Annotated in this window: 20 protein-coding genes; 15 read left to right on the plus strand and 5 right to left on the minus strand. The window is 69.3% G+C overall.

Going from position 1 to position 21876, the window contains the following annotated elements; translation table 11 throughout:
* Nucleotides 1-50: 50 nt before the first annotated feature.
* The 5 genes from QQM72_RS01545 to QQM72_RS01565 all read left to right on the plus strand — a co-directional run bounded on the left by QQM72_RS01545 (nt 51) and on the right by QQM72_RS01565 (nt 6165).
* On the plus strand, nt 51-1850 hold the full coding sequence (locus tag QQM72_RS01545; RefSeq protein WP_314218957.1) for an ABC transporter substrate-binding protein: 1800 nt from the start codon (nt 51-53) through the stop codon (nt 1848-1850).
* Nucleotides 1851-1991: 141 nt separating this feature from the next.
* Entirely contained in the window at nt 1992-2990 is a 999-nt protein-coding gene (locus QQM72_RS01550) for an ABC transporter permease (RefSeq protein WP_314218958.1), read from the plus strand.
* On the plus strand, nt 2987-4084 hold the full coding sequence (locus tag QQM72_RS01555; RefSeq protein WP_314218959.1) for an ABC transporter ATP-binding protein: 1098 nt from the start codon (nt 2987-2989) through the stop codon (nt 4082-4084). Before QQM72_RS01550 ends, QQM72_RS01555 begins: the two co-directional genes overlap by 4 nt.
* Nucleotides 4081-5445 carry an ABC transporter ATP-binding protein gene (locus tag QQM72_RS01560; RefSeq protein ID WP_314218960.1) on the plus strand — a complete coding sequence of 455 codons (1365 nt, stop codon included), beginning with the start codon at nt 4081-4083 and terminating at the stop codon, nt 5443-5445. The genes QQM72_RS01555 and QQM72_RS01560 overlap by 4 nt, the downstream gene beginning before the upstream one ends.
* Before the next feature lie 63 nt (nt 5446-5508).
* On the plus strand, nt 5509-6165 hold the full coding sequence (locus QQM72_RS01565) for a trimeric intracellular cation channel family protein (RefSeq protein ID WP_020131396.1): 657 nt from the start codon (nt 5509-5511) through the stop codon (nt 6163-6165).
* Here QQM72_RS01565 and QQM72_RS01570 read toward each other — a convergent pair.
* The gene (locus QQM72_RS01570; protein ID WP_314219163.1) at nt 6074-7336 is read right to left on the minus strand and encodes an alpha/beta hydrolase; all 1263 of its coding nucleotides are present in this window, start codon (nt 7334-7336) and stop codon (nt 6074-6076) included. The two genes, QQM72_RS01565 and QQM72_RS01570, sit on opposite strands and share 92 nt — an antisense overlap.
* Nucleotides 7337-7546: 210 nt before the next feature.
* Between QQM72_RS01570 and QQM72_RS01575 the strand changes: the two genes are divergently transcribed.
* Both QQM72_RS01575 and QQM72_RS01580 read left to right on the plus strand, forming a co-directional pair.
* Complete coding sequence (locus QQM72_RS01575) at nt 7547-8440, plus strand: thioesterase family protein (RefSeq protein ID WP_314218961.1); 894 nt, start codon at nt 7547-7549, stop codon at nt 8438-8440.
* Between the two features lie 204 nt (nt 8441-8644).
* On the plus strand, nt 8645-9034 hold the full coding sequence (locus QQM72_RS01580; RefSeq protein ID WP_314218962.1) for a hypothetical protein: 390 nt from the start codon (nt 8645-8647) through the stop codon (nt 9032-9034).
* 78 nt (nt 9035-9112) lie between these two features.
* Here QQM72_RS01580 and QQM72_RS01585 read toward each other — a convergent pair whose 3' ends face one another.
* Nucleotides 9113-9739, minus strand: coding sequence for a TetR family transcriptional regulator (locus QQM72_RS01585; RefSeq protein ID WP_314218963.1), 627 nt, complete (start codon nt 9737-9739; stop codon nt 9113-9115).
* A gap of 122 nt (nt 9740-9861) precedes the next feature.
* Here QQM72_RS01585 and QQM72_RS01590 point away from each other — a divergent pair, with 122 nt between their 5' ends.
* From QQM72_RS01590 to QQM72_RS01600, 3 genes are read left to right on the plus strand one after another with little or no spacing between them, the layout of a single operon-like run.
* Entirely contained in the window at nt 9862-10029 is a 168-nt protein-coding gene (locus tag QQM72_RS01590; protein ID WP_314218964.1) for a hypothetical protein, read from the plus strand.
* 35 nt (nt 10030-10064) lie between these two features.
* On the plus strand, nt 10065-10334 hold the full coding sequence (locus QQM72_RS01595) for a DUF4190 domain-containing protein (RefSeq protein ID WP_314218965.1): 270 nt from the start codon (nt 10065-10067) through the stop codon (nt 10332-10334).
* A gap of 60 nt (nt 10335-10394) precedes the next feature.
* Nucleotides 10395-11558 (plus strand): cysteine desulfurase family protein, encoded by a 1164-nt coding sequence (locus tag QQM72_RS01600; RefSeq protein ID WP_314218966.1) that lies wholly within the window; start codon nt 10395-10397, stop codon nt 11556-11558.
* 255 nt (nt 11559-11813) lie between these two features.
* On the opposite strand, the gene QQM72_RS01605 is transcribed toward QQM72_RS01600, so the two are convergent.
* Complete coding sequence (locus QQM72_RS01605) at nt 11814-13406, minus strand: multicopper oxidase family protein (protein WP_314218967.1); 1593 nt, start codon at nt 13404-13406, stop codon at nt 11814-11816.
* Between the two features lie 218 nt (nt 13407-13624).
* Nucleotides 13625-14284, minus strand: coding sequence for an N-acetylmuramoyl-L-alanine amidase (locus QQM72_RS01610; RefSeq protein ID WP_314218968.1), 660 nt, complete (start codon nt 14282-14284; stop codon nt 13625-13627).
* An 83-nt stretch (nt 14285-14367) separates the two neighbouring features.
* Here QQM72_RS01610 and mnmA point away from each other — a divergent pair, with 83 nt between their 5' ends.
* The 5 genes from mnmA to QQM72_RS01635 all read left to right on the plus strand — a co-directional run bounded on the left by mnmA (nt 14368) and on the right by QQM72_RS01635 (nt 21687).
* Nucleotides 14368-15498: a tRNA 2-thiouridine(34) synthase MnmA gene (mnmA, locus tag QQM72_RS01615; protein ID WP_314218969.1), complete on the plus strand. Its 1131-nt coding sequence runs from the start codon at nt 14368-14370 to the stop codon at nt 15496-15498.
* A 110-nt stretch (nt 15499-15608) separates the two neighbouring features.
* Entirely contained in the window at nt 15609-16895 is a 1287-nt protein-coding gene (locus tag QQM72_RS01620; protein ID WP_314218970.1) for an AAA family ATPase, read from the plus strand.
* Entirely contained in the window at nt 16892-17749 is an 858-nt protein-coding gene (locus tag QQM72_RS01625) for an RloB family protein (RefSeq protein WP_314218971.1), read from the plus strand. Before QQM72_RS01620 ends, QQM72_RS01625 begins: the two co-directional genes overlap by 4 nt.
* A gap of 124 nt (nt 17750-17873) precedes the next feature.
* Complete coding sequence (locus QQM72_RS01630) at nt 17874-20495, plus strand: type I restriction-modification system subunit M (protein ID WP_314218972.1); 2622 nt, start codon at nt 17874-17876, stop codon at nt 20493-20495.
* Nucleotides 20496-20517: 22 nt separating this feature from the next.
* Nucleotides 20518-21687 carry a restriction endonuclease subunit S gene (locus tag QQM72_RS01635; RefSeq protein ID WP_314218973.1) on the plus strand — a complete coding sequence of 390 codons (1170 nt, stop codon included), beginning with the start codon at nt 20518-20520 and terminating at the stop codon, nt 21685-21687.
* A gap of 14 nt (nt 21688-21701) precedes the next feature.
* Here QQM72_RS01635 and QQM72_RS01640 read toward each other — a convergent pair whose 3' ends face one another.
* Nucleotides 21702-21872 carry a DUF397 domain-containing protein gene (locus QQM72_RS01640; RefSeq protein ID WP_314218974.1) on the minus strand — a complete coding sequence of 57 codons (171 nt, stop codon included), beginning with the start codon at nt 21870-21872 and terminating at the stop codon, nt 21702-21704.
* Nucleotides 21873-21876: the final 4 nt, after the last annotated feature.

The following is a 21876-nucleotide window of genomic DNA, read 5'->3' on the forward strand; positions in this document are numbered from 1 at the left end:
CCGTGGTCTTCACACGGGGTATCTCTCATCTATCCGGAGGATCCGAGATCGTGACTACCCAACGCACCTCAGGGCGGCGGAAGCAGGCATTTGCCGCTGCTGCCGCGGTCGCCGCGCTGCTGACCACGGCGGCGTGCGGCGGCGGTGGAGACGACGGCGACAAGGGCTCGAGCTCCGGTGCCGCCGGCTTCGACGCCGCGAACAACAAGGTCGCCCAGGCCTCCGCCGCCAAGAAGGGCGGCACGCTGAAGTTCGGTGCCGCGCAGGACGCCGACTCGTGGGACACCACGCGTGGCTACTACGGCATGATGTGGAACTTCGCCCGCTACTACAGCCGTCAGCTCGTCACCAACAAGGCCGAGCCGGGCGCCGCGGGCGCCGAGGTCACTCCGGACCTCGCCACCGAGACCGCGAAGGTCACGGACGACGGCAAGACCTACACGTACACCCTGCGTGACGGCGTCACGTGGGAGGACGGCAAGCCGATCACGTCCAAGGACGTGAAGTACGGCATCGAGCGCGTGTGGGCGCAGGACGTGCTGTCCGGCGGTCCGACGTACCTGAAGGACGTGCTGGACCCCAAGGGCGAGTACAAGGGCCCGTACAAGGACACGTCCGCGGACAAGCTGGGTCTGAAGGCGATCGACACGCCCGACGACAAGACCATCGTCTTCCACCTCCCGCAGGCCAACTCGGACTTCGAGGAGATGCTGGCCCTGGTCTCGGCCTCGCCGGTCCGCCAGGACATGGACACCAAGTCCAAGTACGGCCTGAAGCCGTTCTCCTCGGGCCCGTACAAGTTCGCGTCCTACAGCCCGGGCAAGGACCTCAAGCTGGTCCGCAACACCTCCTGGAAGCAGGCCTCGGACCCGATCCGCAAGGCCTACCCGGACCAGATCACCATCCAGTTCTTCTCGGACGCCAACCAGCTCGACCAGCGTCTGATCAGCGGTGACCTGGACCTCGACCTGAACCAGACCGGCATGTCGCCGCAGGGCCGCACCACCGCCCTGAAGCAGCACAAGGCCAACCTGGACAACCCGGTCACCGGTTACGTCCGCTACGCGGTCTTCCCGCAGAGCGTCGCGCCGTTCAACAACATCGAGTGCCGCAAGGCCGTCATCCTCGGCGCCGACCACGTGTCGCTCCAGACCGCCCGCGGCGGTCCGGTCGCCGGTGGTGACATCGGCACCAACATGCTGCCGCCGTCCGTCCCGGGTGCCGAGGGCCAGAAGTACGACCCGTACGAGATCTCCGGCGCCAACAAGAGCGGCAACGAGGCCAAGGCCAAGGAGGCCCTGAAGGCCTGCGGTCAGCCGAACGGCTTCAAGACCACCATCGCGGTGCGTAACAACAAGCCGGTCGAGGTGGCCACCGCCCAGTCCCTCCAGGCGTCGCTGAAGAAGATCGGCATCACCGCCGAGATCGACCAGTACGACGGCTCGCAGACCGCCGGCATCATCGGCAGCCCCTCGAACGTGAAGAAGAAGGGCTACGGCATCATCATCATGGGCTGGGGTCCCGACTTCCCGTCCGTCCAGGGCTTCGGTCTGCCGCTGTGGAACAGCAAGTACATCTCCGAGAGCGGTAACAACAACTACGCGCTCATCAACGACAAGACGATCGACGGTCTGTTCTCGTCGTACGTCACCACGCTGGACGACGCCGGCAAGACCAAGATCGCCACGGAGATCAACCACAAGGTGATGGAGGGCGCGTACTACCTGCCCTTCGTCTTCGAGCGGTTCCTCAACTGGCGCTCGGACAACCTGGCGAACGTCTACACCACCGACGGTTACAGCGGTCAGTACGACTTCGTCAACCTCGGCCTGAAGAACCCGAAGAAGTAGTCCCGGCACACCCGCCGAACGGCACGAAAGGCAGGTGAAGGCCGGCGCGGCGTGATCGCGGGCCACTGGGGGCCCCTCCCGCATCCACAAGACAGTGGGGGAGATCTCCGGTGGCCCGCGGTCCGCGGCGGGCCGAGAGCTGTGCTCGCTTACCTCATCAGGCGGCTGTTCGCCGCCGCAGTGATGCTCGTGGTCATCGTCATGGTGGTCTTCGGCATCTTCTTCCTCATCCCCAAGTGGGCTGGCGTAGACATCGCCTTGAGCTTCGTGGGCAAGCAGGCCGACCCTGCCGCCGTCGAGGGTGTGCGCGAGAAGCTGGGCCTGGGCGACCCGATCTACGCCCAGGTCTGGGAGTTCTTCAAGGGCATCTTCGCCGGCCGGACCTACACGGGCGGTGGCGATTCCATCCACTGCGCCGCCCCGTGCTTCGGCTACTCCTTCCGCAGTGAGCAGGCCGTCTGGCCGGTGCTGACCGACCGCTTCCCGGTGACCCTGGCGCTCGCGCTCGGTGCCGCCGTGCTGTGGCTGATCTTCGGTGTCTCGGCGGGTGTGCTCTCCGCGCTCAAGCGGGGCAGCCTGTGGGACCGCGGCGCGATGGTGGTCGCGCTCTCGGGTGTCTCCCTCCCGATCTACTTCACCGGCATGCTCGCCCTGTCGATCTTCGTGTACGGACTGGACCTGTTCGACGGGCAGTTCGTACCCCTGGAGGACAGTCTCAGCGGCTGGTTCGGCGGCATGATCCTGCCGTGGGTCACCCTCGCGTTCCTGTACGCGGCCATGTACGCCCGCATCACCCGGGCCACCATGCTGGAGATCCTGGGCGAGGACTACATCCGCACCGCCCGCGCCAAGGGCCTCAAGGAACACACCGTCATCGGCAAGCACGCCATGCGCTCCACGATGACCCCGCTGCTGACGATGCTCGGCATGGACCTCGGCGCCCTCATCGGCGGTGCGATCCTGACCGAGACGGCGTTCAACCTGCCCGGCCTCGGTCAGGCGGTGCTCAACGCCATCAAGAACCAGGACCTGCCCATCATCCTGGGCGTCACCCTGATCACTTCTCTGGCGGTGCTCGTCGCCAACCTCGTGGTGGACATCCTGTACGCCGTGATCGACCCCCGAGTGAGGCTCTCATGACCGAACTCAGCAAGAGCGGAGCGGCCGTGGGCGAGCCCACCCCCGCCTCGCCCGCGCCGACCGCCTTCCTCGAAGTGCGAGACCTCAAGGTGCACTTCCCGACCGACGACGGCCTGGTCAAGTCCGTCGACGGGCTCAGCTTCCAGCTGGAGAAGGGCAAGACCCTCGGCATCGTGGGCGAGTCCGGTTCCGGCAAGTCGGTGACCTCGCTCGGCATCATGGGCCTGCACACCGCCGGCCAGTACGGCAAGCGCAAGGCGCAGATCTCCGGTGAGATCTGGCTGGACGGCACCGAGCTGCTGTCCGCCGACCCGGACCACGTGCGCAGGCTGCGCGGCCGTGAGATGGCGATGATCTTCCAGGATCCGCTGTCGGCGCTGCACCCGTACTACACGATCGGTCAGCAGATCGTGGAGGCCTACCGGATCCACCACGACGTCGACAAGAAGACCGCCAAGCGCCGCGCGGTCGAGATGCTCGACCGGGTCGGCATCCCGCAGCCGGACAAGCGGGTCGACAGCTACCCGCACGAGTTCTCCGGCGGTATGCGTCAGCGCGCGATGATCGCGATGTCGCTGGTCAACAACCCCGAGCTGCTGATCGCGGACGAGCCGACGACCGCCCTGGACGTGACCGTCCAGGCGCAGATCCTCGACCTCATCCGTGACCTCCAGAAGGAGTTCGGCTCCGCGGTCATCGTGATCACCCACGACCTGGGCGTCGTCGCCGAACTCGCCGACGACATCCTGGTGATGTACGGCGGCCGCTGCGTCGAGCGGGGCCCGGCCGACAAGGTGTTCTACGAGCCCCGGCACCCCTACACCTGGGGTCTGCTCGGCTCGATGCCGCGGCTGGACCGTGAGCAGCAGGAGCGCCTGATCCCGGTCAAGGGCTCCCCGCCCTCGCTGATCAACATCCCGTCCGGCTGCGCCTTCAACCCGCGCTGCCCGTACGCGGACCTCCCGAAGGACAACGTCACCCGCACCGTCCGGCCCGAGCTGGCCGAGGTCGGCAGCCGGCACTGGGCCGCCTGCCACCTGGGCACGGAGCAGCGGGAGCGTATCTGGACCGAAGAGATTGCGCCGAAGCTGTGAGTGACGACGAGAAAGCGGTGAAGATCCCCGCGCAGGCCGAGGGCCCGACGCAGGGCGCGACCCTCACCAAGGACCCCGCCCCCGGCGAGGTCCTGCTGAAGGTGACCGGCCTGCAGAAGCACTTCCCGATCAAGAAGGGCCTGCTCCAGCGGCAGGTCGGGGCGGTGCACGCGGTCGACGGCATCGACTTCGAGGTCCGCTCCGGCGAGACGCTCGGCGTCGTGGGCGAGTCCGGCTGTGGCAAGTCCACGATGGGCCGGCTGATCACCCGGCTGCTCGAACCGACCGCGGGCAAGGTCGAGTTCCAGGGCAAGGACATCACGCACCTCGGGGTGAGCGGCATGCGTCCGCTGCGCCGCGATGTGCAGATGATCTTCCAGGACCCGTACTCGTCGCTGAACCCGCGTCACACCATCGGCACGATCGTCGGCGCTCCCTTCAAGCTCCAGGGCGTCGAGCCCGAGGGCGGCATCAAGAAGGAAGTGCAGCGGCTGCTGTCGGTCGTGGGTCTCAACCCCGAGCACTACAACCGCTACCCGCACGAGTTCTCCGGCGGTCAGCGTCAGCGCATCGGCATCGCCCGCGCGCTCGCGCTGAACCCGAAGCTGGTCGTGGCGGACGAGCCGGTCTCGGCGCTGGACGTGTCGATCCAGGCGCAGGTCGTCAACCTGCTCGACGACCTCCAGCAGGAGCTCGGCCTCACCTACGTGATCATCGCGCACGACCTCTCGGTCGTCCGGCACGTCTCGGACCGCATCGCGGTGATGTACCTCGGCAAGATCGTGGAGCTGGCCGACCGCGACCTGCTCTACAAGTCGCCGATGCACCCGTACACCAAGGCGCTGATGTCGGCGGTGCCGATCCCGGACCCGCGGCGCAAGAACGCCAAGAGCGAGCGGATCCTGCTCAAGGGCGACGTGCCCTCGCCGATCTCGCCGCCGAGCGGCTGCCGCTTCCACACCCGGTGCTGGAAGGCGACCGAGGTCTGCAAGACCACCGAGCCGGCCCTCGTCGAGCTGCGGCCCGGCCAGCAGGTCGCCTGCCACCACCCGGAGAACTTCGCGGACCAGGCCCCGCAGGACACCGTGCTGCTGACCGTCGCCAAGGAGGCGGCGGAGCTGGTGGCCGACGAGGTGCTCGCGGAGTCGGCGGAGACGTCGGCCGCGGTGGCGGCGGAAGTCGCGGCCGAAGCGGCTGCCGAGGCCGCCGAGCCCGTGGTGACCGCCGAGCCGGCCGAGGCCGCCGAGGCCACCGGGGATGCCGAGGCCACCGGGGATGCCGAGGCCACCGGGGATGCCGAGGCGGCCGACGCGGCCGCGTCGGAGGCTTCCGGTGACGACGCTCCGGCCAAAGAGAAGTAAGTAACACCGAGCCCCCGCCTTGCAATGTAAGGCGGGGGCTTCGTGCTGGGTGAGAATGTAGGGGTGCTCCATCAAATCTTCAGCCCCTCCGTCCAGCACACACTCGACCTGATCGGCATCTTCGTCTTCGCCATCTCGGGCGCGCTGCTTGCCGTCCGCAAGAACTTCGACGTGTTCGGCATCGCCATGCTCGCCGAGGTCACCGCGCTGGGCGGCGGAGTCTTCCGGGACCTGGTCATCGGGGCCGTGCCGCCGGCCGCCTTCACCGACCTGGGGTCCTTCCTCACCCCGCTGCTCGCCGCCCTCCTGGTCGTCTTCCTGCACCCCCAGGTGGAGCGCATCCAGACGGGCGTCAACGTCTTCGACGCGGCCGGCCTCGGCCTGTTCTGTGTGACGGGGACGACGAAAGCGTACGACTACGGACTCAACCTCACCGCGTCGGTGGCGCTGGGCCTCGCCACCGCCGTCGGCGGCGGTGTGCTGCGCGACGTGCTGGCCAACGAGGTGCCCTCACTGCTGCGCTGGGACCGCGACCTCTACGCGGTCCCGGCGCTCGTCGGCGCCACCATGGTGGTGCTCTGCATCCACTACGACGTGCTCACCCCGCTGGCCAGCGGCCTGGCCGCGGTCACGGCCTTCGTGCTGCGGCTGCTCGCGATGCGGTTCCACTGGCGAGCGCCGCGTGCTTGGAACCGGCGCTCGACGGTGCGCGAGGAGTAGTCGCCTTCGCCTTCCCCTTCGTCTTCCCCGTCCCGTCGCCGGTGACCGGGCGCTGGTCCAGCTGGGTGGTCAGCCAGCGGAACGCCGGCACGACCTGCGGCCGCCACAGCGCCATGGTGTGGCCGCCCGCGTCGCTCGGGATGTAGACGACGTGCACGGCCGTCGGCGCCTTCGCCTCCTGCCGCAGGGCCAGGGCCGCCTCGTAGCCGTCCTTCGGCTGGCCGGTGAGGTAGAGGGCCACGGGCGGCGGCACGGCGGCCCTGCGCAGCAGCAGGTAGGGGTTGTTGGCCCGGCGCAGGGCGGGGCTCTGCGCGGCGAGGGAGTGGGGCTCGACGATCGGGTCGCTGTATCCGGACAGGCTCACGGCCGCCCGGTAGCGGTCCGGGTGGGCGACGGCCAGCTTGGCCGCGCAGTGACCGCCGGCGGAGTACCCGGCGACCGCCCAGCCCTTGGGCGCGGGCTGGGCCCGGAAGTTGTCCCTGACCATCTTCGGTACGTCGATGCTGAGCCAGCTGTCGGCGTTGACGGTGCCCGCGACGTTGGCGCAGCCGGTGTCCACGCCCGGCAGCAGGGTGGTGCGCGGCGCGACCAGGATGAACGGGGCGACCTTGCCCGCGCGCATCAGCGGTGCCAGCTGCTCGTGCACGTGCAGTGTCCCGTACCAGGACTTCGCGGAGCCCGGGTAGCCCGGCAGCAGCTCCACCACGGGGAAGGAGCGGTGCGCGTAGGCGGGCTCGTCGTACTGCGGGGGCAGCCAGACGTAGACCTCGGCGTTGACGCCGGAGACGCGGCCCTCGAGCTGGGTGACGCGTACGCCGCCCGCCGCGTGCAGGCCCGGTCCCTCGGCCTGGGTGAACGTCTGCCGGACCCTGGGCAGCCGGTCCAGCGCGATTCCGCCGGTGCCGTCCGCGCCCAGGTCGGCCGCCTGCTGCACATGGGTGCCGGTGCCCAGCAGGTCGTCCCAGGTGTCGTACAGGCCGTTGGCGTTGTTGACCAGGACGAAGACCAGGGCCACGGCCGTCCCTTGGGCGAACAGCAGCATCACCATCCGGGCCGCGGCGCGCAGGATCCGCGGCCCGCGCAGCCGCGACCACATCAGCAGCGGCAGCGCGACGGCAACCACGGACAGCGCGATCAGGGTGTAGAGGAACGGAGTCCCGGTGAGGCTCATGTCCTTGCAGAGGGGAATCCGGGCGTCGAGGTTACGGACGAGTTCGGACACTTACCAAGAAATTGCCGACCGCCCATCCGGTCCCGTCACCGATGAGTCCCGAAACGGTCATGAACGGGCTCGATCCGTTCATCCGGCCGTAGCACGGTCGCCGCACGGCCGTAGCAGCCAAAGCTACCGCTTAGTAATGGGCTGTTGTACGGTTCAGGCATGCCAGAAGCAGCTACCGCGGCGGCCGAGCCGGCCTCCATCGCCCTCGTCACGGCCCCGACCGGAGACGGCGAGTCCGAGTCCGAGTTCGACCGCGACACCGCGCTCACCCGACGCGCGCCCGGCGTCTACGACATCGAGCTCTCGGCCGGCTGGACGATCATCAGCGCCGTCAACGGCGGCTACCTTCTCGCCGTCCTCGGCCGTGCGCTCGCGGACGCCCTGCCGCATCGCGACCCGTTCACGATCTCGGCGCACTACCTGACGGCGTCCCAGCCCGGCCCCGCGGTCGTCCGTACGGACGTCGTGCGCACCGGCCGCACCCTCTCCACCGGCCAGGCCTCGCTCTTCCAGTACGACGAGAACGGCGCCGAGGTGGAGCGGATCCGGGTCCTCGCCTCCTACGGCGACCTGGACGCGCTGCCGGACGACGTCCGTACGACGGCGAAGCCGCCCGCGATCCCGCCGATGGACCAGTGCTTCGGCCCCGAGGACGGACCGGCGCCCGTCGACGGCAGCTCCGCGATCGCCGACCGGCTGATGCTCAAGCTCGACCCGTCGACCCTCGGCTGGGCGCTCGGACAGCCCTCCGGGAAGGGCGAGATGCGGGCCTGGTTCGGCCTGAAGGACGGCCGCGACCCCGACCCGCTCTCCCTCCTGCTCGCGGTGGACGCCCTGCCGCCGACCGCCTTCGAGATCGGCCTGCGCGGCTGGGTCCCCACGGTCGAGCTGACGGTCCACGTCCGCTGCCGTCCGGCTCCCGGCCCGCTGCGCGTCTCCATCACCACCCGCAATCTCGCGGGCGGATTCCTGGAGGAGGACGCCGAGGTCTGGGACAGCGCGGACCGACTCGTCGCACAGTCACGGCAGTTGGCCCGGGTCAGGCTCGGCTGAGCCCCGGCGCGCGGGGGCTTCCGTCACGGAGCTGTACCAGCGCGCCTACCGGTCCATCCGGGGAACTCCCAGGTCAGCAAGGTTTGTTGAGAAGTGCTTTACCCGATTGACAGGCGGGGGACAGAAGGGCCCCAAGGAAGGCCTAAGCGCCGTTGGTTGAGTTCCGGTCTCAGGTTCTCCTCATCATCTCCGGAGCTGTTTCTCATGAAGCGTGCGCTGATGCCCGTCCGTCTCGTCCCCGCGGTGGCGCTGCTGGCGCTCTCGCCCCTCGCCCTGGTGGCCTGTGGCTCGGGCGACTCCTCCTCGAGCAGCGGGACGTCCGCCCAGCAGTCCTGCTCGCCGCCGTCCGGCAACCCGTCGGGCATGCCGAGCGGCGCCCCCTCGGGGGCACCGTCGGGCGCGCCGACCGGTGCCGCCTCGGGGCAGCCGACGGGCGCCCCGACCGGCACGCCGACCGGTGTCCCGTCGGGCATGCCGAGCGGCGGTCCCGGCGGTGGCGGTCAGGGTGGCCCCGGCGGTGGCCAGGGCGGCGGCTGTGGCGGTCCGGGCGGCGGCCAGGGGCAGCAGGGGCAGCAGGCCCGGCAGCAGGGCTGACGGCGGATCGGCCGCAGGGGCGGCGCACCCGTCGCCGGGTGCGCCGCCCCTGCGGCGTACGGGTGCGTCGCGGGGTGGTCAGTCCAGCCAGTGCCGGCGGCCGATGCTGATGAGCCGCATCTGGCGGGCGGCGAGCCGGCTGACCCGCTCCCGCTCCTCGGGCAAGGACTCCAGCGCCTCCAGGAACAGCGAGGCCGTGATGAGCATCTGGTCGACGTAGAGGTGCGAGAGCATCAGCAGGTCGTCGTCGCTCCAGTCCTCGGCCTCGGCGTCCTTGGCCAGTTCGGTCTTCACCTCCTCGGCGAACCGGGCCAGTTGGTCCCGGATCGCCTCCCGCACCGGCTGTACTCCGCCATGCCGCTCACGGGCGATGAAACGGACGGGTGCGGGGTACGCGGTCACATGACCGGCGATCAACTCGACAGCGCGCTCGATGCGTTCCTCGCTCGTGTCGGCCGTGGTCACGGTGGTGCGGATCATCGGGTGGAGGCTGCCGAGCGCCTCCTCGACCAGAGCCACGCCCAGATCCGCGGTGGAGCGGAAGTGGCGGTAGAAGGCGGTCGGGGCGACCCCGACGGCACGCGTGACCTCGCGCAGCCCCAGGCTGCTCAGGCTCTGCTCCTCCAGCAGCACCAACGCCGCGTCCATGAGCGCCCGCCGGGTCTTCTGCTTCTGGGCCTGCCTGATGCCGAGGGTGTGACTCATGTCATCCAGTTAACAACTGTTCTCTGGAATTGGAAAGCCGGGGTACACGCTAGACTCGAGAGTCAGTGAACAACTGTAACTACAACTGTTCACCCAAACTTTACGGAGGGGGATCCGATCCCATGCTGTTCCTCGTCGCGGCCCTGCTGCTGTTCGGCGTCGTCATGGGCACCGTGGCCCACGCGCCGTTCGCCTTCACCCTCGTCGCCGCCGCCGTGATCGCCGCCTGGCTCGGCGTCTTCGCGCTCCGCGAGCGCCACGGCCGCCGTCGGCAGACCTCCACCCACTGACCCGTCGCGCCTTCCTCCACAGGAGCTGACCAGCCATGCAACTCACCGCACCGGCCACCACCCGCCGCACCGGAATCCGGGACACCGACGGAATGGCCGTCGCGTCCTTCGTCCTCGGCCTCCTCGGTCTGCTCGTCCTCAACGTCTTCCTCGGCCCGATCGCCATCGTCCTGGCGTCCGTCGCCCTGTGGCGCGGTACGTCCCGCCGCGGGCGCGCCTTCCTCGGACTGGGTCTGGGGGTCGCCGACCTTCTGGTCCTGGTGGCGTTCATGCAGGCCGACTCGACGGTTTCCTGGAGCTTCTGACCGCGAGGGCTCACCTGGCAGCGAGGCGTGCCACCCGGCCCCCGTAGAATCGGGGCCACCATGGCATACCTCGACCACGCCGCGACCACGCCGATGCTCCCCGAGGCGGTCGAGGCACTCACCGCGCACCTGGGCGTCACCGGCAACGCCTCCTCTCTCCACGCGGCCGGCCGGCAGGCCCGCCGTACGGTCGAGGAAGCCCGGGAGACCCTCGCGGACGCGCTCGGCGCCCGTCCCAGCGAGGTCGTTCTCACCTCCGGCGGCACCGAGGCCGACAACCTCGCGGTCAAGGGCCTGTACTGGTCCCGCCGTGACACGGACCCGGCCCGCACCCGCGTCCTGGCCAGCCCGGTCGAACACCACGCGGTCCTCGACGCCGTGCACTGGCTCGGCGAGCACGAGGGCGCCACGGTCGAGTACCTGCCGGTCGACTCCTACGGGCGGGTCCACCCCGAGGCGCTGCGCGAAGCCATCGCCCGCGACCCCCACGACGTGGCCCTGGCCACCGTCATGTGGGCGAACAACGAGATCGGCACGATCCTGCCGGTCCGTGAACTGGCCGACGTGGCAGCCGAGTTCGACGTCCCGCTGCACGCCGACGCGGTACAGGCCTTCGGCCAGGTCCCCGTCGACTTCACCGCCTCCGGCCTCGCCGCGATGACGGTCTCCGGCCACAAGATCGGCGGCCCGTACGGCATCGGCGCCCTGCTCCTCGGCCGTGAGCACACCCCCGTACCCGTCCTGCACGGCGGCGGCCAGGAGCGCCATGTCCGCTCCGGCACCCTCGACGTCCCCGCCATCGCCTCCTTCGCGGTCGCCGGACGCCTCGCCGCCGAGCAGCGCGAGTGGTTCGCCCGGGAGATCGGCGCCCTGCGCGACGTGCTGATCGACGCGGTCCGTACGGCCGTCCCGGACGCGATCCTCGGCGGGGACCCGGTGGACCGGCTTCCGGCCAACGCCCACTTCACCTTCCCGGGCTGTGAGGGCGACTCCCTGCTGCTGCTGCTCGACGCCCAGGGCATCGAGTGCTCCACCGGATCCGCCTGCACCGCCGGCGTCGCCCAGCCCAGCCACGTCCTGCTCGCCACCGGCACCGACCCGGACCTGGCCCGCGGCACCCTGCGCTTCTCCCTCGGCCACACCTCCACCGAGGCCGACGTCGAGGCGGTCGCCAAGGCCATCGGCCCGGCGGTGGAACGGGCGCGCGCCGCCGGACTGACGTAGCGCCGGCGGTCCGCGGGTGCGGTGACGTGCGGGTGCGCCTACGGCGGAGCCCGGGGCGCCCAGCCTGTCGACAGAAGGCCGCCTCATGTTCGGCCGCCTCATGTTCAAAGGTGCCTGCCAGGCGCCGCCACCACCATGGAGCTGGCCCGGGTGTGCCGGGCCAGGGGCTGCCGCCGGCACTTCCACTGCCGGCGGCAGCCTGCTCGGGAGGCTGGAGTGGCCGGCCCGGGGTGCGGCCGGCCCGCTGGAGCCGGGCTAGCCGTCCGTGACCATGAGGGCCGCCATCATGCCCTCGTCCTCGTGCTGGAGAAGATGGCAGTGGAGCATGTACATGTACGTGTCGTCGGTGAAGTCGGTGAACTTCATCGCGATCTTGATGGAACCGCCGCCGACCACCTCGAAGGTGTCGAACCAGCCGAGATTCACGCCGGTCGGCGCCTCGCCGTTGATCTCGATCAACTGGTAGGGCACGTCGTGCAGATGGAACGAGTGTTCGAGCTGCGTGCTGTTCGTGATCGTCCAGACCTCCTCGGCGTCCAGCGTGGTGCTGATCATCGCCATCTTGGCCATGGTGGTGCCCGCCGAGCCGTTGATCGTCATGGTCCCGCCGGCGCCCTGACCGAGGGTGATCGTCCGCGCGGTGAAGTCGCTCGTGTCGTACCGGGTGATGGTGTTGAGCGTGCTCGGCAGGGCGGCCGGGGTGTCGGTGGCGTCCGGGGTCACGGTCAGGAAGTCGTACGTGCCGCTGCCGCCGCGGATCCAGCCGGTGGTGACGACGGCCTGGAGCGTGACCGCGTCGTCGAGGTCGAGGACGAACTCGGCGCGGGCGCCGGCCACCAGCCGGATCGTGGTCACCTCGGTGGGCTCGGTGAGATAGCCCTGGTCGGTGGCGATCTGGGTGAGCGTCCCGCCGTCGCCGCGCTGGACGGTCATGATGTCGGCGGGGGAGGCGTTCAGGACCCGGAAGCGGGTGCGCTTCTTGGTGGCGGTGAAGCCGAGGGTGGTCGAGTCGACGTTGGTGCCGTTGACCAGCACCGGGAAGCTGACGCCGGAGCCGCGGTAGCCGGCCGCCTCGTACTTGATGTCGCCGGCGCTGTCGACCGCCAGGCACTGCAGGATGATCGGGATGTCGTCGACGCCGTACTCGCTCGGCAGCGCGGCCGAGACGTCCGAGTCGTCCTCCACGATGATCATCCCGGCCAGGCCGTGGACGACCTGCTCGGCCGTGGTGCCCAGGGCGTGCGGGTGGTACCAGAGCGTCTTGGCCTCGTCGAGGACCTCGAAGGTGGGTGACCAGGTCACGCCGTCCGCGAAGGCGTTCTGCGGGCCGCCGTCCATCTTGGGCGGGATGTGGGCGCCGTGGAAGTGGACCGAGGTGTCCGCGCCGAGGGTGTTGGTGAAGTTCATCAGGACCGTGTCGCCCTTGGTCCACTTCATGGTCGGGCCGAGGTAGGCGCCGTTGTAGCCGGCCGTGGTGCTGGTGACGCCGCTGAGCACCTCGCTCGTGCCGGTCTTCGCGGTCAGGGTGTAGGTGGTGGTGCCGTCGGAGGTGGTGGCCTCCAGCAGGTCGGGGACGGAGAGGGTGCCGGTGGCGTCGGCGGCGGACGCCTTGCTGCTGTTGCCGCCGGTCAGCAGGGAGAAGGTGACCCCGGCGGTCCCGACGGCGGCCAGCCCGGCCGCCCCCGCCATGCCGCCGAGGAACCTGCGCCGGTGCAGGCCCTTGCCGTGCCCGCCCTTGGTCTCGCCGCTCTTCGTGTGGCGCTCGTCCTTGGCGCCCCGGTCGCTTCGCGCGTGGGCGCCCTTGCTCTGCCGTCCCGCGCCGGAGGCGGGATCTGTGGTGTGGCTCATGGCCGTGGAGCTTCGGGCTAAGGCCTATGTGAAGACTGGGTCGAACATAGGAGTGAGCCGAGGAGGCTGTGCGGCCACCGTGCACCCCAACTCCCTTGAAGAAAAGCCAAGTTGGTGGAGTGCAGGTCAAGTTCGTGGTGCGGGACACATCGGGCGGCCGGCTCTCGTCGACTGTTCACGATTTCGAGCACATATGACATGCGTCACATTGCCGGTGCTCAGGCGGCCGTGGCCTGCGCCTCCCGCACGAGCCGCAGATACCGGTCCCAGTCCCAGTGCTCGCCCGGGTCGGTGTGATCCGTGCCCGGAACCTCCACATGCCCGATGATGTGCTCCCGGTCGACGGCTATGCCGTACCGCCGGCAGATCGCGGCGGTCAGCCGGGCGGAGGCGGCGTACATCGCGTCCGTGAAGTCCTTCGGCCGGTCCACGAAGCCCTCGTGCTCGATGCCGACACTGCGCTCGTTGTACCCGCGGTTGCCCGCGTGGTACGCCACGTCCAGCTCCCGGATCATCTGCGTGACGTGGCCGTCCTTGCCGACGATGTAGTGCGCGGCCGCCTTGTGCCCGGGGTCCTCGAACGCCTTCACCGCGCTGTCGAGGTCGCCCTGCGTGACATGGATGACGACCATGTCGATCCCGTAGTCGTCCGGCCGGTCCGCCCAGCGGAAGTTCGCCTCCGACGCCGCCACCCACCGGGCGCCCCGGAAGTCCACGGCGCCCTCCACCCGCTGCCTGCGCACGCCCGGCAGCCGCCAGTACAGCCGCGCCAGTTCTTCACGCGCGAGGACGCCCGTGCCGACGGCGGCCGCCGCCCCGCCGATCAGCAGCGCGCGCCGCCCGATCCGCCGGTCGGAGTCGCTCTTCCCGTCCCCCATGTCCGTGCCCTTCCTCGCCCCTTGTGATCGTCAACGGATACTCGCGGGCTCCGGTTCCCGGGGACCCGTACCCTGGAAGGGTTATGACTGAGACCTCGCAGCGCTCCCGCCCCCTTCGCGTACTCGCCGCCATGTCCGGCGGGGTCGACTCCGCCGTCGCCGCCGCCCGCGCAGCGGAAGCCGGCCACGACGTGACCGGTGTCCACCTCGCGCTATCCGCGAACCCGCAGTCGTTCCGCACCGGCGCGCGAGGCTGTTGCACCATCGAGGACTCCCGTGACGCCCGCCGCGCGGCCGACGTGATCGGGATCCCGTTCTACGTCTGGGACCTCGCCGACCGCTTCCGCGAGGACGTCGTCGACGACTTCGTCGCCGAGTACGAGGCCGGCCGCACCCCCAACCCCTGTCTGCGCTGCAACGAGAAGATCAAGTTCGCCGCGCTGCTGGACAAGGCGCTGGCGCTGGGCTTCGACGCGGTGTGCACCGGCCACTACGCGAAGGTACTCGTCAACGAGGACGGCACGCGCGAGCTCCACCGCGCCTCCGACATGGCCAAGGACCAGTCGTACGTCCTCGGCGTCCTCGACGACCGGCAGCTCGCCCACGCGCTCTTCCCCCTCGGCGACACGGTGACCACGAAGGACGAGATCCGCGCGGAGGCCGAGCGCCGGGGCCTGGCGGTCGCCAAGAAGCCCGACTCCCACGACATCTGCTTCATCGCCGACGGCGACACCCAGGGCTTCCTCGCGAACCGGCTGGGCCGGGCCGAGGGCGACATCGTCGACGAGTCCGGCGCCAAGGTGGGCACCCACGAGGGCGCCTACGGCTTCACCATCGGCCAGCGCAAGGGCCTGCGCATCGGTACCCCGGCCGCCGACGGCAAGCCGCGCTACGTCCTCGACATCTCCCCGGTGAACAACACGGTGACGGTCGGCCCGGCCGCCTCCCTCGACGTAGGCGCGCTGACCGCGATCAAGCCCCGCTGGTGCGGCGCCGCCCCGACCGGCCCCGGCACCTACACGGCCCAGCTGCGCGCCCACGGCGGCGAGACCGAGGTGCGGGCCGAACTCGTCGACGGCTCCCTCGAGGTCACCTTCACGGAGCCGGTCCGGGGCGTGGCCCCCGGCCAGGCGATCGTGCTGTACGACGACACGCGCGTGGTGGGCTCGGCGACGATCGCGGCCACCGTGCGGGCGACGGCCGGGGTGTCCTAGAAAAGATCTTCGGGGCTGGCCCCGGACCCGCCGCCGTCATAGGCTTCCCCTGCGGATCGTCCGCAAGGGTACGAGTCGACGGGGCCGCCCCGTCCGCCAGGAGGTCGAGGGTGCTCCTCCGTTTCCGGGTGGCGAACCACCGCTCGATCCGTGATGAGTGCGAGCTGTCGCTGATCGGCGCCGGGCTCAAGGAGGGCACTTCCCGAGACACCGGCATCGAGTACGACCGCCGGCCGGTTCCGGGCCTCTCCGTCCTGGGCGTCTTCGGTGCCAACGCCTCGGGCAAGACCAACCTGCTCAGGGCCATGACCGACATGCGGGAAGCGGTGCGCACGTCTTTCGCGGACTGGCCGAAGTCGCCGGGCGTCCCCCGCCAGCCCTTCAAACTCGACCGCGAGAGTGCCGACGAGACGACCCTCTACGAGGTCGACCTCGTCCTGGGCCACCATCGGAAGATCCGGTACACCTACGGATTCGAGCTGTCCGACGAGCGCGTGGAGGCCGAGTGGCTCCACGCCTATCCCGACGGCGAGCGGCAGGTCTGGTTCGACCGGGAGGCGGGTCGGCCCGATGCCGAGGGCCCCGAGTTCGTCTTCGAGGGCAACGGCATCGCCGAGAACCGACGCGACGACCTGGTCCGATACACGCGGTCCGACGCGCTCTTCCTCTCCACCGGAGCCACTCTCAACGACCCGGTGCTGTCGGCGCTGCACCGCTGGTTCCTCGACAATCTGTGGCTGGTCACGCCGGGCGAGGACATCAAGGGGCGTACGAAGTTCACCCAGGGGATGCTGACCGACAGCAGCGCCAGGAGCACGGAGCGCGCTTATCGCGAACGGATCCTCCAGCTCCTCGCCATCGCGGACCTGGGCATCACCGGTATCGACGTCGACCCCGAGTCCGGCGGTATCCGGCTCAGACACCGCACCCCGGACGGCGGGGACGTCCCGCTGGAGTTCCTGCGCGAGGAGTCGTTCGGTACGCACGCCTGGTTCGCGTTCCTCGGACCCATGCTCACGGTGCTGGACAACGGCACGACGCTGCTGGTCGACGAACTCGACTCCAGCCTCCATCCCACCCTGGCCGCCGAGGTCGTACGGATCTTCCAGGATCCGAAGGCCAACCCGAACAACGCCCAGCTCGTCTTCACGACGCATGACGCGACCCTGCTCGGCAGCGCCGTGCTCGACCGCCCGCTGGACCGGGAACAGGTGTGGATCGCTGCGAAGGAGCGCTCGGGCGCGACCAGCGTCTATCCCGTGACCGCCGCCGACCCGGCCGAGGACGAGGACCTGGAGAGCGGATACCTACGAGGCCGCTACGGCGGGGTACCACGCGTCGGCGCGGGAGCGATCGCACGTGAACTGGCCTGGCAGGAGGCGAAGGAAACAGCGTGAGCAGGCGGGGCGGACAACAGCAGGACAGCGGTGCCGGGGGAGCGGGAGGGGCTGGAGCCGCGGACACATCACGCAAGCGCAGGGGAAGCCGGAACGACCAGTTCGCGCCCGTGCCGTACCGGCCGCCGGTCTCCAAGGAACAACGGGTTCTCTTCATCGCCTGCGAGGGCGAGGTCACCGAGCCGCAGTACCTCGACCACCTCAACGCCCGCTACGGGGACGGCGGGGACGGGGAGCGGCAGCCGTTCCTGATCCACCCCATCAGCGCCAAGAACGGCCTCATCCCCTCCAGGACGGTCGCCGCCGTGCGCGACCACAAGCAGGCATCGCGCGAGGAGGCGTGGGTGCTGTTCGACCGGGACAGGCACCACGACATCCCGAAAGCGCTCAAGGAGGCCGCCGAGGCCAACATCCAGGTCTGCTTCTCACACCCCTCCTTCGACCTGTGGCTGCTGCTGCACTTCCAGGCGATGAGCGGGCGGCAGAGCGGCAGCAACAAGGAGATCGTGAAGAAGCTGCGGGCGGCGCACCCGGCGTACAAGTCCTTCGACGTGAAGAACGACAAGAGCGTCAAGGGCGACCGCCGGGACGCGCTGGACGACGAAGACGGGGCCGTCGTGAAGAGGGCCGTCGCCCACGCCCGAAGCCTGGTCAACCAGTGCGAGCACGGTGACTGCAAGGCCGACAACCGCAAACCCAAGGCGGTGCCGCGCGGCAGTGTGCCGGAGCCCGAGAAGAAGTGGGCCGCACGCTCCGGTCACGCGGAGGACTGCCCCGTCCTCAACCGGGATCCGTCCTCCGACGTCTGGCGGCTGCTGGTCAGCCTCGGCATCGTGGACGATCGCTCCAGGTAGCCCGCCGCATGGCCGAAAGCAGCCACTCGGGTGGTTTCCGCCCGCGTCGGTGAGCGGTCTAGGCTGCCCTGGCACGATCGCTCGACCTCCCGTGCACCACCACTCCCCACCGAAGGACCGGCGCGTGGCCCGCATCACCCTTCCCCAGTTGAACCGGCATCTCTTCGCGGCCGCCGACATCCTCCGCGGCCGGATGGAGCCCTCCGACTACCGGGACTACATCTTCGGGATGCTGTTTCTGAAGCGCGCCTCGGACGAGTTCCAGCCCGAATGGAACCGTGCCTACCAGCAGCGGCTGAAGGAGACGGGCAGCGAGACGAAGGCCCTGCAACGGGCCGACAACCCCGAGTGGTACACCAAGGTCTTCTACGTCCCTCCGCGCGCCCGCTGGTGGACCGGCCCGCACGTGCTCGACCCCGAGCACCCGGAGGAGACCGTCCCCGGGATCGAGGCGCTCACCGCCGAGACCAAGGGACCCGACGGCAAGGTCGTCCAGGCCGGCGAGTACCTCGACAAGGCGCTCGCCGCCCTCCAGGAGGGCAACTCGCGGCTGACCGGCGTCGCCTCGCACATCGAGTTCAACGCGGTCGTCGGCAACAAGCCCCGCTTCACCACCAACGAACTGCTCTCCCTGATCCGGCACTTCAGCATCTACCGGCTCCGCAACGAGGACTTCGAGTTCCCCGACATGCTGGGCGCGGCGTACGAGTACCTGCTCGGCCGGTTCGCGGACAGCGCGGGCCAGAGCGGCGGCGAGTTCTACACCCCGCGCTCGGTCGTCCGGATGCTGGTGCGGCTGCTCGACCCGAAGCCCACCGAGAGCGTCTACGACCCCTGCATGGGCTCCGGCGGCATGCTCATCGCGGCCCGCGAGTACGTCGAGGAGCACGGCGGCAATCCTGACGAACTGGGCATCAACGGCCAGGACCGCAACCCCGCGTCCTGGTCCATGGCGAGCATGAACATGGTGCTGCACGGCATCCACAAGTTCGACCTCCAGCACGGCGACACCCTCACCGAGCCGCTCCACCTCGACCCCGGCAAGCGCCTGCTCACGTTCACCAAGGTCCTCTCCAACCCGCCGTTCTCCCAGCCGTACGACCAGCAGGCGGTGGCCGCCGCGGACGGCGTGCACGGCACCCGCATGAAGTGGGGCTGGGCGCCCGAGAAGGGCAAGAAGGCCGACCTGATGTTCGTCCAGCACATGATCTCGGTGCTGGCGGAGGACGGCGTGGTCGCCGTCGTCATGCCCCACGGAGTGCTCTTCCGTGGCGGCAAGGAGAAGGACATCCGCGAGGAGCTGCTCCGCGATGACTGCGTGGAGGCCGTGATCGGCCTCGGTCCGAACCTCTTCTACGGCGTAGGCATCCCGGCCTGTGTGCTCGTGCTCCGGCGGCCCCGCAGGAAGCCGGACACGGACCGGCGCAAGAAGGTCCTCTTCATCAACGCCGACCGCGAGTTCACGGTGGGCCGCAATCAGAACGAGCTGGGCCCCGAGCACGTCGAGAAGATCGTCACCGTTTTCAAGGACGGGCGCGAGCTGCCCGGCTACTCACGGTGGGTCACGGTCGCCGACCTCCTCGCCGAGGGCGCGAACCTCAACATCCGCCGCTGGGTCGACAACTCGCCCCCGCCCGAGCCACAGGACGTACGGGCCCATCTGTACGGCGGCGTGCCGGTCGCGGAGGTGACGGCGCGTGCCGGGCTCTTCGAGGCGTACGGCGTGGACGCGTCGACCCTCTTCGCGGAACGCGAGGACGACCCGGCGTACTACGACTTCCTGCCGGAGGGCCCCGAGGCCACGGTGGGGCGCATCGCCGACCTGACGGCGGCGAAGGAGGCGGAACTTCGGACCGCGTACGCGGACTGGTGGGCGGAGGGCTCGAAGCTCTTCGCCCAGCTGGCCGAGGACCGCCTGCTGATGAACCTGCGCTCCGGCCTGCTGGACGGCTTCATCACGGCGATCGGCGGGGTCGGCGTCATCGACGACTACCGTACGGCGGGCATCGTCGCCGACTGGTGGACTTACGCGCGCTACGACATGAAGGCCCTGGCGGCCGGCGGTTTCGCCCGCGTCCTCGAAGGCTGGGTCGACTCGACGGAGGCGATCGTCAAGCCGGCGGAGGGCGCGGTGAGCACGGGCACCACCTCGCGCAAGCAGACCGTGACGGCCACGGACCGCCGCCGCGCGATGGACCAGCCCGTCGTGCGCCACCTCATCCCCGAGTTCCTCGACCGGTACGCCGTGGTGGAGGCGGAGGTCGCTGCGGCGGACGCGGCCTACAAGGAGGCGGTGGACGCGCTGGCGGCGGCGAAGCCGGCGGAGGACGGGGAGGAGGACGGCGAGGCGGCGGACGCCACCGGGGTTGCCGAAGAGGCCGAACCGGTGTCGGACGAGGAACTCGCCCGCCTTGAGGCGGCTGTGGTGGCCTGCCGGAAGATCCGCACCGCCGTGACGAAGAAGCGCAAGGCCCTGGACGACCGGTTCCTGAAGAACCTCGTGGACGCGTCCAAGGTGGTCCTGGCGGACGAGGAGCGGACCCGGGAGGTCGTCCTGGACGTCCTGAACGAGGACGTGTCCGGGCGGGTGGACGCGGCGTTCGCCGTGGGGCGCCGGGAGCTGGTCGCGGTGTTCCGCCGGTGGGTGGAGAAGTACGCGGTGTCGCTGAGCGAGCTGGAGGGCGCGAGCGAGGCGGCTCAGGGGGAGCTGGGGGAGTGGCTGGAGGAGCTGGGTTATGGGCGGTGAGGGTCGGGCTGGATGGCGGTACGTGTCCCTCGGCGAGGTAGGCACCTGGCTGTCGGGCGGAACGCCCAGTACATCGAATGCCGCCTATTGGGGTGGTGACATCCCTTGGATCAGTGGGGCCAGTCTCAAGAGTTTCCGCATCTCGGAGTCGGACCGGCGGCTGACGTCACTCGGTGCAGTCAACGGCTCCCGCCTGGTGGAGAAGGGCACGACTCTCTTCATCGTGCGTGGCATGAGCCTCAAGTCGGAGTTCCGTATCGGGGTTGCCGAGCGGCAGGTGGCCTTCGGGCAGGATGTCAAAGCCTTGATTCCAGGCGACGGTATCGATCCGCACTTCCTTGCCCACGCGATTCAGGCCCGCACGAACGAGATCCTGACCATGGTCGAGGACACGAGCCACGGCACGGGGCGCTTGGACACCGAGCGTCTTCAAGCCATGGAAATCGGGATCCCATCGCTTGAAGAACAGTGCCGGATCGTCGCCGCGCATGCCGCCTTCGAGCGGCGGATCGGGGCTTTGGAGGGGATGCTCGTCAAGCTGCGATTGACCACGCAGGCGATTCTCAATCGGTCCTTTGGCGTCGCACACGACGTATCCCTTGGATCTTGGATCAACCGGATTGAGGCTGGACGTAGCCCGATGGCAGAGGACACACCTGCTGGTGAGGGAGAATGGGGCGTTCTCAAAGTGAGCGCGGTCCAGTCGGGCTGGTTTGCCTCCCTAGAGAACAAAGTCGTCAGGAACCCTAATCACATCGATGCGGCCTATGAAGTGGCACTTGGTGACTTGCTCATGACGCGGGCCAACACTGAAGAGTTGGTTGGTCTGGCCTGTGTGGTAGATGTTCCTCATCCTCGCCTTATGCTGAGCGACAAGACGCTCCGCATTGTTCCTGACGCGGATGTGGCTGATGCTCACTTCATCGCTCTCGTACTGTCCACGCCTGCTGTTCGCCGCCAGGTCAGAATTGCAGCCACAGGCACCAGTGCAAGTATGAAGAACATCAGCCAGAAGGCCATTCGCGAGCTGCATGTTCCGGATGTTTCGCTGAAGAATCAGCGAAAAACCGTGAGCGTGATCTCAGCAGCAAGACGGCGTGAGGCTCAGCTTGAACAGCAGGTTGCCAAGCTCCGCACCGTTCAACGGGCGGTGATCGAGGACTTGCTCGCTGGCCGGGCTCAAACTGCCTGAGCGGAGCCGCCTGCTCAACTGCCAAGCCCCGCCTTGACGCTCGTCACGAGCGCCCCGAGGGCAGCCCGGTCTGTGGTCAGCACGCAGGCCGGGCGCTCGCTCTCGCGCAGGGCGATGCCGTCGGGGCTCGGCGCGGCTATCTCGACGCAGTTGTTGCCCCCTTCCCCGGAGAAAGACGACTTCAACCAG

Source organism: Streptomyces zaehneri (genome assembly GCF_032248645.1).
GTDB classification, from domain to species: domain Bacteria; phylum Actinomycetota; class Actinomycetes; order Streptomycetales; family Streptomycetaceae; genus Streptomyces; species Streptomyces coriariae.